General features: G+C 29.3%; 8 protein-coding genes. 3 read left to right on the forward strand and 5 right to left on the reverse strand.

From position 1 onward, the window contains the following. Positions 1-148 precede the first annotated feature (148 nt). The 3 genes from rpsB to SJY27_RS08885 all read left to right on the forward strand — a co-directional run bounded on the left by rpsB (position 149) and on the right by SJY27_RS08885 (position 6,502). A complete protein-coding gene (gene rpsB, locus SJY27_RS08875) occupies positions 149-940 on the forward strand; it encodes a 30S ribosomal protein S2 (RefSeq protein ID WP_397444465.1) in 792 nt (263 codons plus the stop codon). Between the two features lie 48 nt (positions 941-988). Further along, positions 989-1,954 carry a translation elongation factor Ts gene (gene tsf, locus SJY27_RS08880; RefSeq protein ID WP_397444466.1) on the forward strand — a complete coding sequence of 322 codons (966 nt, stop codon included), beginning with the start codon at positions 989-991 and terminating at the stop codon, positions 1,952-1,954. Positions 1,955-2,068: 114 nt separating this feature from the next. Beyond that, positions 2,069-6,502 carry a chemotaxis protein CheB gene (locus SJY27_RS08885; protein ID WP_397444467.1) on the forward strand — a complete coding sequence of 1,478 codons (4,434 nt, stop codon included), beginning with the start codon at positions 2,069-2,071 and terminating at the stop codon, positions 6,500-6,502. Positions 6,503-6,882: 380 nt separating this feature from the next. Here the strand turns inward: SJY27_RS08885 and SJY27_RS08890 are convergent, their stop codons facing one another. The 5 genes from SJY27_RS08890 to SJY27_RS08910 form a co-directional block, all read right to left on the reverse strand. Next, the gene (locus SJY27_RS08890; protein ID WP_397444468.1) at positions 6,883-10,173 is read right to left on the reverse strand and encodes a tetratricopeptide repeat protein; all 3,291 of its coding nucleotides are present in this window, start codon (positions 10,171-10,173) and stop codon (positions 6,883-6,885) included. A gap of 78 nt (positions 10,174-10,251) precedes the next feature. After that, positions 10,252-10,518 carry a heavy-metal-associated domain-containing protein gene (locus tag SJY27_RS08895; protein ID WP_397444469.1) on the reverse strand — a complete coding sequence of 89 codons (267 nt, stop codon included), beginning with the start codon at positions 10,516-10,518 and terminating at the stop codon, positions 10,252-10,254. A gap of 5 nt (positions 10,519-10,523) precedes the next feature. Continuing rightward, positions 10,524-10,889, reverse strand: coding sequence for a rhodanese-like domain-containing protein (locus SJY27_RS08900; protein ID WP_397444470.1), 366 nt, complete (start codon positions 10,887-10,889; stop codon positions 10,524-10,526). Between the two features lie 3 nt (positions 10,890-10,892). Then, on the reverse strand, positions 10,893-12,302 hold the full coding sequence (locus tag SJY27_RS08905; RefSeq protein ID WP_397444471.1) for a rhodanese-like domain-containing protein: 1,410 nt from the start codon (positions 12,300-12,302) through the stop codon (positions 10,893-10,895). A gap of 73 nt (positions 12,303-12,375) precedes the next feature. Further along, positions 12,376-14,103 carry a SulP family inorganic anion transporter gene (locus SJY27_RS08910; protein ID WP_397444472.1) on the reverse strand — a complete coding sequence of 576 codons (1,728 nt, stop codon included), beginning with the start codon at positions 14,101-14,103 and terminating at the stop codon, positions 12,376-12,378. Between the last annotated feature and the right edge of the window lie 25 nt (positions 14,104-14,128).

The following is a 14,128-nucleotide window of genomic DNA, read 5'->3' on the forward strand; positions in this document are numbered from 1 at the left end:
TTGGTTATTGGTTTATAGTTTTAAAATACTTGACTAATAACCAGAAACCAAAAACTATTAACTATAAAGTTTAGTATCTAAATGATTAAGATTTTATAAAACTACTTAATCATTGATTTAAAAAACAGAAAGTAAACACATTTTAAAAATGGCAAACATTAATATTCAAGAATTATTAGACAATGGTGTACATTTTGGTCACTTAACTAGAAAGTGGAATCCAAACATGGCTCCTTATATTTATACAGAACGTAATGGTGTACACATCATTGATTTGTATAAAACTGCAGCTAAAATAGAAGAGACTTCAGAAGCTTTGAAAAAAATTGCAAACTCTGGACGTAAAATTTTATTTGTTGCTACCAAAAAACAAGCAAAAGATATTGTTGCTGACAAAGCAAAATCTGTAAATATGCCTTACATCACAGAAAGATGGCCAGGTGGTATGTTAACCAACTTTGTAACTATTAGAAAAGCTGTTAAAAAAATGGCTCAGATTGATAGAATGAAGACAGATGGTTCTTTTGATGCATTATCTAAAAGAGAAAAATTACAAATTAATCGTCAAAGAGAAAAATTAGAAAAGAATTTAGGTTCTATTTCTGATATGACTCGTTTACCTGGTGCATTATTTGTAATCGATATTAAAAAAGAACACATTGCTGTTGCTGAAGCTCAGAAATTAAACATTCCAATTTTTGCAATGGTTGATACAAACTCTGACCCAAGACAGGTTGATTTTGTAATACCAGCAAATGATGATGCTTCTAAATCTATTGACAAAGTTTTAGGTTTTGTTACTGATGCAATTGCAGAAGGATTATCAGACAGAAAAGCAGATAAAGAAAAAGTAAAAGAAGCTAAAGCTGCTCCTAAAAAAGAGGAAGCTAAAGTTGAAGCAGAAGTTACTGAAGCACCTGCAACAGAAGAAAAAAAATAATTTTAATATATAATTAGAAACAAACGTTTCTTTAAAACTATTAAGAAAATGGCAAAAATTAGTGCTGCTGACGTAAAAAAATTAAGAGATGCTACTGGAGCTGGAATGATGGACTGTAAAAAGGCATTAGTAGAAGCAGAAGGTGATTTTGATAAAGCAATTGGAATTTTACGTAAAAAAGGTCAAAAAATTGCTGCAAAAAGAGCTGATAGAGAATCTACAGAAGGTGTTGCAGTAACAAGAATTAACGACGCCAAAACAGAAGGTGTTGCTATTGTTTTAGCTTGTGAAACTGACTTTGTTGGTAAAAACGAAAAATTTATAGCTTTAGGAGGCGAATTTGCTGATATTGCTTTAAACTGTGCTACTAAAGAAGAATTTTTAGCTGCGAGTTTTGGTGATTTAACTGTGGCTGAAAAATTAGTAGAACAAACTGGTGTTGTTGGTGAAAAGTTAGACATTACTGCTTTCGAAAAAATTGAAGCTGCTTATGTTGGTGCTTACACGCATATAGGTAAAATTGCTGCTTTAGTTGGGTTATCTGCAGTTGTAGATAATGCTGAAACTTTGGCTAAAGATATCGCTATGCAAGTTGCCTCTATGGGTGCTACAACTTTATCTTACAAAGATTTTGATCCTGCTTATGTAGCTGCTGAAACAGAAGCTAGAATTGCAGTTATCGAGAAAGATAATATAGAGTTAGGTAGATTGGGTAAAACATTAAAAAATGTACCTCAATACATCTCTATGTCTCAATTAACTCCAGAAGTTTTAACAAAGGCTGAAGAAGAGGCTAAAGCTCAATTAGCTGCTGAAGGTAAACCAGAGAAAATTTGGGATAGAATCTTACCTGGTAAAATGGATCGTTTTATTGCAGATAATACCACTTTAGATATGGAGCAATGTCTTTTAGACCAAGCTTTTATTAAAGACGAAAAGAAAAACGTTGCTGAGTATGTAAGTACTTATGGTGATGTTGAAGTATCTACATTTAAAAGAGTTACTTTAGGATAATTATTTATTCTTTCTTTAATTTAAAAAGCCATCTATTTAATATAGATGGCTTTTAGTTTTATTAAGACTCATTTTTTTCATTATTTTTGTAACGAACCCATAATTTTCATTTTCATGAAAAAGCAAGAATTATATGTCGTTGCAATTGGTGCATCTGCAGGAGGGTTAGACGCAATTCAACAAGTTTTTGACAATATCCCTGAAGATACAGGAATGGCTTTTGTTGTTATTCAGCATCTATCACCAGATTTTATAAGTCTTATGCCAGAATTATTGGCAAAGCATACCAAAATGAAAATTTTTACTGCTGAAGATAAATTAACCATTCAACCTAACTGTATATACCTAAATCAACGTAATAAAAATTTACACATTAAAGGTAGAGAATTATACTTGTTAGATAAGGGGCCTAAACATAACTTAAATTTACCAATAGATATTTTTTTCCACACCTTAGGGGAAGAATATTATGAAAAATCGATAGGTGTTATTTTATCTGGTACAGGTTCTGATGGATCTAGAGGTATAAAAACTATTAAAGAAAATGGGGGTGTTATTTTTGTTCAAGATCCAATAACTGCTCAGTTTGATGGTATGCCAAACTCATCTATTGCAACAGGTTTGGTAGATTTTATTTTGAATCCGAAAGAGATTGCTAAAAGATTCAACACTTTACTAAACCCACCTTTAATTATAGATCCAGATTTTCCCATACAGGATTCTAATGAGGTACTAATTAATAAAATATTACAAGAAGTTCATAAATATTCTGATATTGATTTTAGAGAATATAAAAAAAACACACTTTTAAGAAGATTAGAAAAACGTATGAACATCAATAATATTGATGAGCTATACAATTATCTTGTATTTTTAAAAAATAATGATAAGGAAAAAGAGTCTTTAAAACAAGATTTTTTAATTGGTGTTACCCGTTTTTTTAGAGATTCAGAAGCTTTTCAAACTTTACAAGATGAGGTGATTCCTACCATTTGTGCTGGGAAAAAAAATTCTGAAACGATACGTGTTTGGGTACCTGGTTGCTCTTCTGGAGAAGAAGTATATTCTATTGCAATGCTACTAGATAGTCATATACGCTCTTCAAAATTAAACATCAATTTTAAGATATTTGCATCAGATATAGATCCAAGAGCAATTACAGCTGCAAGTGCAGGGGCATTTCATATAAATGTAATAAACGAGTTAGATAAGGTATACTTAGATAAATACTTTACTAGGATTGGCGATAAACTAAGAATTATAAAAAGAATAAGAGAAAAAATTGTTTTCTCTAGTCATAATCTAATAAAATCACCTCCATTTATTAGAATGGATTTGATTTCTTGTAGAAATCTACTTATTTATTTAGACAACAAAGTGCAGAAAAAAGTAATGTATAACTTTCAATTTGCATTAAATAAATTTGGATATCTATTTTTAGGAAATAGCGAATCTTTGGGTGAAGTTTCTAGATTTTTTAAAACAATTGATACAAAATGGAAAATTTATCAAAACATATCAGATACCAAACATATTCCCATACAAAATAGCCCATCAGGTAGGGTTCCTTCTATCTTATACAACAATCCTCCACAACAAGTGTCAAATCCACCTGTGTATAGATTTAAGGAAAATCCTGAAAATGTTTTTCATAAATATTTAAGTAAAAAATACAGTCCTTCATCTATCTTTTTTGACAAAAACTACAATATTATTTATATTAAAGGAGATGCAGGCATAAGATTAAATCACTCAGAAGGCTTATTTGAAAACAATCTTTTAAAAGTAGTAGATAATGAGCTATCAACAATTATTAGAAGTGGTATAAACAGACTAGAAGAAGAAAAAAAAGATATTATTGTTAAAGACGTTTTAAGCAAAACTAAAAACGGAAATTACTCTTTTGATTTACATTTACACAAGGTCTCTGAAGATGAGTTGAATGATATTTATATTTTACAATTTGGAGAAGAAAAAGAAACAAATGACCAAGTTATCATAGAAAACATCCCTATTGATAAAGTATCTAAGCAAAGAATTGAAGAAATTGAAGACGAATTAAAATCTACTAAAACAGAACTTCAAAATGTTGTTGAAGAATTAGAAACAAGTAACGAAGAGTTACAATCTTCTAATGAAGAACTAATGGCTTCTAATGAAGAACTACAAAGTACTAATGAAGAATTACAATCTGTAAATGAAGAATTGTATACTGTTAATTCAGAATTACAAGAAAAAAACAAACAGTTAACTAATTTAAATAATGATGTTACCAATCTTCTAGATAATACAGATATTGGCACCCTTTTCTTAGACAGAGAACTATACATTAGAAAATATACACCAGCAATTCAAAAACACTTTAACTTAAAAGAAACAGATATTGGTAGGGCAATTGGTAGTTTTGCTTCTAATTTTAATGAAAAAATTAGGCTATCTATTATCAATGATTCCAAAAAAGTTTTAAAAACATTAACTCCTATTGAAAAAGAAATTGTTGATAATGATGGTAATTATTATTTAAAAAGAATTGGCCCTTTTATTACTGTTGATAAAAAAATTGATGGAATAATTATAACGTTTGTAGATATTACACCCCTAAAAGTAACAGAAATAGAACTTGCCAACACAGAGTTAAGGTATCAAAATTTATTTCATAACTTAAATGAAGGTTTTTCTTACGCTAAAATTATTACAGACAAAAATGATAAGCCTATAGATTGGGAGTATATTTCTATCAACACATCTTTTGAAAAACAAATTAATTTATCTAAAGAAGAAATTATTGGTAGACCTTTTAGTAAAGTTTATCCTGATATTAAAAATGATACTATAGATTGGTTAGATATTTATGGTTATACTGCTCAAACAGGTTTTGAACAAAAAATAGAAAGTTACTCACCTAAATTAGACAAACATTATATTGTAAGGGTATTTTCTCCTAAAAAAGGTGAATTTGCTGCAACGTTTGCAGATGTAACAGATTTAAAGAAAAAAGAAGAACTATTATCTAATAACGAAAAAGAACTTAAAAGAATACAAAATATAACACATGTTGGTAGTTGGTACCTAGATTTAAAAACAGGTAAAGTAACATGGACAGAAGAATTGTATAAAACATTTAGATTAGACCCTAATTTAGAACCACCAAGTTTTAAGGATCAAGAAAGTTTTTTTAGCAAAAAAAGTTGGATAGAATTAAACTATGTGCTTAAAGAAACAGAAAAAACAGGTAATCCCTATGAAATAACATTAGAAATTATACTTGAAAACCAAGTAAAAGGATGGCTTTGGGCAAGGGGTGAAACCGTAAAAGATGCACAAGGACAAACCATTGGCCTTAGAGGTGCATCACAAGATATTACTGAGTATAAAACTATTGAAAAAAAACTTTTAATAGCTAGGCAAAAAGCAGAATTTGCGAACATTCATAAAAACTATTTCTTAGCTAACATGAGCCATGAAATTAGAACACCAATAAGTGGTGTTATTGGTTTTTCTGAATTATTGAGAGATGAAAATATTACAGCGCAAGAAAAGATACAATATTTAGATATTATAGATGGAAACTCTAAACAACTTTTAAGTTTAATTGATGATATTATTGATGTAGCTAAAATAGAAGCAAATGAATTAAATATTTCTCCTAAAAACTGTGATATTATTGAATTGATTAAAAATATAGAAGTAAATTTTAATCAATTAAAAATAGCTAAGAAAAAAACTCATATCTCAATAAAATCTTATATACCACAAGAGGTTAAAAATTTAAATATTTTAACAGACCCTTTAAGGTTAAGACAAGTAATCACAAACCTTTTAAACAACTCTTTAAAGTTCTCTGAAAAAGGAGAAATATTATTTGGCTTTAAAATTAAAAATGAAGAACTAGAATTTTTTGTAAAAGACGAAGGCATTGGAATACCAAATGATAAGTTAGATGAAATTTTTGACCGATTTAAACAAGTAAATTATAGTGATAGTGTAAAATATGGTGGTACTGGTCTTGGTTTATCTATTAGTAAAGGTATTATTAAGAACCTAGGAGGTAAAATTACTGTAGCCTCTACCTTACATAAAGGCACTACTTTTAAGTTTACGATACCTAATAAAACTATAGAAAAAGCCAGTTTACCTAAGCCTAAAGAAGAAAAAATTCTTACTGAAGACAACTATTCTTTTCTAAAAGGCAAAACTATTTTATTAGCAGAAGATGATATTATTGTAAAACTAATGTATACCAAGTTTTTAAAAGACACTAAAGCTAATACAATATTTGCACCTAATGGAAAATTGGCTGTTGAAGAATATATTAAAAATAAAAATATAGATATTGTTTTAATGGATATTAGAATGCCAGAAATGAACGGATTTGAAGTCACAAAAAAAATTCTAGAACTTAACCCAAATGCTATAATAATTATGCAAAGTGCATATGCAATGCACGATGAAAAAGAAAAATGTTTTGAAATTGGTTGTAAAGATTATCTTACAAAACCAGTAATGAAAAAAGAATTATTTAGAGTTTTACATAAATGGATAGATTAGTAGTACAAACACAATAGATAGTTTATTCTGTATTTTTATTACTAATCTAGCCTATAAAAATCAACACCAAAGGATAAACTATCTGTGCTATTGTAATTAAAACTTAAGATTTATTTCGTGTAAACAACTAGTTTTTAAAATTAGGTGCCAACTTTTTACATGAACAATGTAAAAACCAAATATAAATGCGTTTTAAGTAGTATTTAGACCTGATTTAAAGCTAAAAATGATTCATTGCACCAAACCCTTCATTCAATTTATTTCTTTACAGAATAGGCTTAAATGTACCTGTAAAAAACTTTCTAAATCTTTTGGTAACGAAATTTAATCGTACTTAAAAATACGATAACAATTAAGTAGTTTTATAATATTGAAAAGAATTATAAGTTACCCAAGCTCATTATAGTTCCATTTGTATATATCTTCTTTGTAATCAATTTTCCTGTTTCATCATAAAAAAAAGAGGTGCCATGTAAAACGTCATTGACATAGGTACTTACTTCTTTCTTATTTCCGTTTTTGTAATAGCGTATATTTTTACCATTTCTTTCGCCATTTTCAAAAGCCTGTTCTTTTTTTAATTTACCATTGATAAAATACTCCTTTCTTACTCCTACAATATCATCATCTTTATAGGTAAATTCATCTTGCAAAAAACCGTTAAAAAAATAGGATTTATAAGTATTCACTAAATCGCCATTCTTATACTCCATAGTTTTAGAAGGTTTACCATTACTGTAAAAAGCTTTGATTTTTCCAGTTTCATTTTTTAAGGTAATCATGGGCAATTCAACTCCATTTTTATCCTTATAACTAAACCCAATTAATCTACCATAGTTGTAAAAACGCACCAATTGTAGTTTTCCTGTAGGGTCATAAAATACTTTTCTACCATGTTGCTGGCCATTAAAATATTCGGTTTCAGTTTGTACTATACCATCTTCAAAATAGCTTATACTTTTGTCTATTTTATTGCCATTTCTATACCATGTTACAGAAGCCAATTGACCATTTTTATAAAAGGTTTCCTCTTTACCATTTAAGTTTCCGTTTACAAAAGAGGCCTTACTTTCTAGTTCACCAGTTTCAAAAAACCAGGTCCAATCTCCATTTTGTGCTCCATTATTATAAGAGCCTACAACTTTTTTATTTCCATTAAAATAATACGCTGTATATAACCCGTGTTTTACTTCATTTGTATAGGTAATTATAGCTTTTGTTTTTCCATTAGTATGGTATAAAGTAATTGGATTTATTTTTTGGTCTGAGGCATATTTAATTCGGTTTATTGATTTTTCTTTTCCGTCAAAATTTTCTTCGGATATTAAATTTCCATATTCCAAATTAGTGGTATTGCTCAATTTTCCTTTTACATCAAAATACTGTTGTTTACCATGTAACTCACCTCTATTAAAAAAATTGATGGATTGTATTGTACCATCTTTATAATAATATCTCCACTCACCAAACTGATATCCGTTTTTGTACCAACCTTGTGCACTTAGTTGTTTATTTTTATAATAAGCAGCATAATAGCCATTTAAAACATCAAATTTATAAGGGGTTATAGAGGCTATATTTCCGTTATTATGATACCTTACATAATCGCCATTTTTGGTATTTTCAATAAAATTACACTCGCCTTTTAGAACGCCATTATCAGAATAAAATTTCCAAAAACCTGTTTTTAAACCTGAATTATTATTGACTCCTACAGAAGTTAACACCCCTTGAGGAGAGTAACTCTTATAGTTTAACAGCGTATCTTTTTTACTACCTTTATCTAATACTGCACCTTGTTTATTATAATAAGTATATGCTGTAATTTCTCCATTTTCATAAAAATAATCATAATGAGGTTTACCATCAGTATCATTAGCAATGTAGATGTTATTTAGTTTTCCTTTTTTATAATAAAACTCACTTTGCAACACACCATTAGCGTAAAACATTTGCCAAGCACCATCATAAAAAGCTTTTACACTTTTACCATCTTCATATAACTGACCATTGGGATGAAATGATTTATACACGCCATTTCTGGCACTATTAAAATATTCAGTTACCGAAGAAATTTTGTTATTGGGATAATAAATTGTTTTCTTGCCACTTAAAACACCATTGACATAATCTGATTTTGAATACACACTACCATTGGCATAATACTCAATAGCTTCGCCTTCAATTCTATCTTTTTCATAAGGAATTTTAAACTCTAACAAGTCTTCACCGACTTTAAAATACGATTTAAACATACCGTCTAAAAGACCATCTTTGTAATATTTACGCTGCGATAATGCTCCATTACTGGTATAAAACTCATATTTACCATCAATATTATTATCTTTAAAAGAAAGACTGATATTGATTTTACCATTATCATAATACATGATATTTTTACCATTTAAAGCACCCTGCTTATAATTGGCCATTTCTTTAACATCACCTAAATGATTGAACCAAAACCACTTGCCAGTTTTCTTTTGATTTTCATCAAAACCGCCTTTTGCAGCTAGTTTACCATATTCGTCATAAAAATTCCAAACACCAATTACCGTATTATTTTCTTTTTTGCCAATGGCACTTAAAAAACCGCCAATATATTCGTAATAAACTTGTTGTTTTTTTCCATTAAAATCAACTGTATTTTTTGAAATAACGGCTTGCCATTTTTCTTTATATAGTTCAGAAAAAAGAGCTATTTTATCAGAATTATTTTCTATAACTTTTTTATGCTGTTGATTTTGTGTAGCAAACAACATGGTATATATAAAATCATTAAAATAATTGTTGTCTATAATCCATTTGTAAAAAGTGATATATTTCTGACTCCAAAATCCATCATCATTTGAAAAATCTTTTAGGTTTTGCATCATGATATGATTTTGATTCACCAATGCCAACTCAATTTCGTTACCTGTTTTATAACTCAATTTTATAGATGCCTTGCTTTTTAATATAGAATCAATTGCTTTAAAATCAACTTCAGCATCAACTAATTTTAATTTATTATTTGCTTTAAAAGGGCTTAATAAAGCAGCTTTGTTATTGATTTCTTTAATTGCGTCAAAAGAATCTATACCATTAGTATTTAATAATAAATACATATTAAATGCCATTAAAGCTTGGGTAAACTTTTGTTGGTTGTAAAAAATATTCCCAATTTTAAGATGTGGCTTGTTAAATAACGGATTTAGTAAAATAGCCTCTTTATAAGATATTAAAGCTTCATGAATCTTATTTTGTTTTTCTAAAACTTCACCTTTATTAAACCATAACATATAGTTTTTAGGATATGTTTTAATTGCCTTATTATAAGTTGTTAAGGCCTCGTCGTATTTTTTTAGGTTTGTTAAAGCAACAGCTTTATTCATATAAAAAAATACTTTTGGGCTAGTATGATTGGCTCTAATACCTTGGTCTGCCACTTTTATTGTTTCCTCAAACTTTTTTAATTGCAATAAATAATATGATTTTGAGCTTAAAACCGAAAAATAAATGGAATCGTTTTTATTGATTTTATTTGCTAAAAACAATGCTTTTGCATACTCTTTTTGTGCTGCTGCCTGCTCTATTTTAGGCTGAATTTCATCATAATCAATAAAAGGAATTTTTTGCTGCGCATTAGATATACTACATACAAAAATAACAATAACTAAGATTTTTTTCATGTGTCAAAATTACAAAAAAAGAGGATGAAAACCTGCAGATGCAAATTTTTATCCTCTTTAACAATTTAAAGTGCACTATTAAGCGTCTAGCCTACCAACAGCACAACTTACAAAAGATTTTGCTTTATGTACTACAGTATTCTTATCACCTACTTCTGGATAACCTAATTTTGATAATTTAGATTTAATTTCTTCTAAATTTTCATTTTCTGTAACAATTGAAACGATAGATTTATCTACATCAATCTCTACTTCATTTACCCCTGTTAAACCTAAAATTCCTTTTTTAATTGTGGCAGCACAACCACCACATTTTAAATTTTCTATTTGTATGTCTGTCTTCATAATTTCTAGTTTTCTTTTTTCCATTGATTATATCCGCCTAAAACATTATAGACGTTGTATCCTTTTTCTTGTAATATTTTTGCAGATGAGCTACTTCTTCTACCACTTCTACAATATAAATAAACTGCTTTATTTTTATCTAATTGTTTAGATGCTTGTTTAAAAAAGTCATGATCAAAATAGTTGGCAAACTTTGCCGTTTTTATAAAACCTTGCTCAATTTCTTTTGGGCTTCTAACATCTAGTAGTTGAATCTGTTCATTTTTTAGTAGCGCTTTCAATTCAACTGTAGTTATTGATTTTACATTATTTTGAGAACTACAACTTGTAAAACCCAAGAACATCAACAATATACAAAAAATTGACCTCATTGTTTATTTTTTTAAAGTTGATGGACAAACTGCCTCTGTTCTTTCTATATTGGTATTTCTAATGGCTGCATAACCACCAGCAACATCAATAACATTATGATAGCCTCTTGATTTTAAAATAGAAGCAGCAATTACAGATCTGTAACCTCCAGCACAATGCACGTAAAAATTATCCTTTTTAGGAAACTCTGCTATATGATCATTTAAAAAATCTAATGGTGTACTTTCTGCTATTTTTACATGTTCGCTTGTGTACTCACCAGGTTTTCTAACATCAAAAACAATGGCATTTTCCTTAATTTTATTTTCTAAATCAGCTGCAGCAATAGAAACTAGAGCATCAATTTCTTTGCCTGCATTTTGCCAAGAAGAAAAACTACCCTCTAAATACCCTAATACGTTGTCAAAACCAACTCTAGATAAACGTGTAATCACTTCTTCTTCTTTGCCAATTGGAGAAACCAATAAAATAGGTTGTTTAATATCTTTAATTAACGCACCAACCCAAGGCGCAAAACCACCATCTACCCCAATAAAAATTGATTGTGGAATAAAGCCTTTTACAAATTCTGTTTGATGACGAACATCTAAAACAATAGCATCTGTAGTATTTGCAACCAATTCAAACTCTTTAACAGATAAAGGTTTTGCTGATGTTTTAATAACATCATCTATATCTTTATAGCCTTCTTTGTTTAATTTAACGTTTAAAGGAAAGTATGCAGGTGGTGGTAATAACCCTTCTGTAACTTCGTTAATAAATTCTTCTTTTGTCATATCTGCTCTTAAAGCATAATTGGTTTCTTTTTGATTACCAATTGTGCCTACAGTTTCTTTACTTAAGTTTTTACCACAAGCAGAACCTGCTCCATGTGCAGGATATACAATAACATCATTTGGTAGTGTCATTACTTTAGTTCGTAAACTATCAAACAAAAAACCTGCTAAATCTCTTTCTGTGATATCTCCTTTCTGTGCCAAATCTGGTCTACCAACATCACCCAAAAATAAAGTATCGCCACTAAATAAAGCATGCTCTTTTCCGTTTTCATCCTTTAACAAAAAACAGCTACTTTCCATTGTATGTCCAGGGGTATGTAATACTGTTATTGTAATTTCACCGAGTTCAAAAACCTGATTATCTTGAGCAATAACTGCATCGAAATTTGTTTTTGCTGATGGACCATATACAATTTTTGCTCCTGTTTTTTCAGCCAATGTTACATGACCACTTACAAAATCTGCATGAAAATGGGTTTCAAAAATATATTTAATAGTTGCGCCATTCTTTTCTGCTCTGTTGATATAATCTTGCACTTCTCTAAGCGGATCAATAATAGCTACTTCTCCTTTACTTTCTATGTAATAGGCTCCTTGTGCTAAGCAGCCAGTATATATTTGTTGTATAATCATAATAAAAAATTTAATAACTTTAAAACTATTTTTTAATCTATGCTGTTAAAATGATTGCTGTTCATTTATATTTTTATCTGTATGCTTGATGAATGTATTTTGCATACTTTTCTTGATGTTTCCTGTCTCCTGTTTTATAATACTTTACAGCTTGATTTGCCCTCATAAAAAAGTGATTGATCTCTATGATTTGTAAAATACCACTTCTAAATAAATCGTCTCTAACTGGGCCTTTTACACCTGCAAAATAAAATGTTACTCCTCTTTTTTTATAGAACTTAATTCGTTCTTTAAGCATTTCTAAACCTGTACTATCTACTCTATTAATGCTTTCTGCATCTAAAACAATCAATTTTAGTGCTTTGCCTTTTTTTGATGCCATTTCGTCTAAATTATCTCTAAAATAACTTGCATTGGCATAAAACAATTGCGCATCAAATCGAAACACTAAAATATCATCTTCTATAATTACTTCTTCAAAGCGGTTTTTATTCCTGTAAAAATTTGAATCTGGTACTTTACCTAACTCTGCAATATAAGGTCTTGAGGTTCTATAGATTAACACAATGAGTGACAAACCAACACCTACTACAATTCCGAATTCTATACCTAACAATAGTGTGGCTAGAAAAGTAGAAATCATCAACCAAAAATCTAATTTGTTTGCATTCCATAAAAATTTACCTTCCTTGATATTTATCAAATTAAAAACCGCCACAATAATAATTGCTGCTAAAACTGTTTTTGGTAAATGATAAAATAAAGGAGTTAAAAATAATAAGGTGATAATTACCATAATAACAGAAATTAAAGCTGCCATACCTGTTTTTCCTCCACTTTCTTGATTGATTGCTGATCTAGAAAAACTAGAAGTTGATGGATATGCTTTAAAAAAAGAACCTGCCATATTACTTAATCCTAAAGCTATAAGTTCTTGATTAGGTCTAATTCTATATTCATCTTGTTTGGCCTCTAATGATTTACCAATGGAAATGGTTTCTAAATAGCCAACCATTACCAGAGTTAAAGCTATTGGTAATAATTCTTTAATTTGATCTAAATCAAAGTCTGGAATGCCAAAGGCAGGCAAACCTGATGGTATATCTTTTACTATAGATACATCATTAAAAGATTGTCCAAAATACTTCATAATTAGAATACCAATAATAACAACAATTAAAGCGTTTGGTATCTTCTTATTTATTCTTCTAAAAAAGATAATTGTTGCGACTGATAGGAGGCCTATAATTGTTGTATGCAGATTAAAATTTACTATTCTTAACCAAATATCTTCAATAACGTATTGAAGTTGATCACTTTGAATAAAATCTACGCCAAATAAATTTCGGAATTGATTTAGCCCGATAATTAGTGCTACTGCAGATGTAAATCCTGTTATTACAGGTTTTGATAGAAAATTTACAATAAATCCTAAACTAAAAATACCTAAAACAAATTGTATAGCGCCTACCATAAGCGCTAACAAAATAGCAATACTGATGTAGCTTTCTGAACCTGCCAACGCTAAAGTTGAAACTCCTGTTGCAACAATTAGTGAATCCATTGCTACTGGGCCAATGGCTACTTGTCTTGATGAACCAAATATGGCATACATTACTTGTGGCATTAGTGCACAATACAAACCATAAATTGGGGGTAAACCTGCAATAAGTGCGTAGGCTATACCTTGAGGAATTAAAATAATACCAACAGTTATACCTGCCACTAAATCGCCTTTAAAAAGCGATAAATTGTAGTTGGGTAACCATTCTAAAATTGGTATTACTTTTTTTATATTCATATACCCTTTTGCATCTTATTGTGTG

Source organism: Polaribacter sp. R77954, assembly GCF_044595335.1.
Taxonomy (GTDB): domain Bacteria; phylum Bacteroidota; class Bacteroidia; order Flavobacteriales; family Flavobacteriaceae; genus Polaribacter.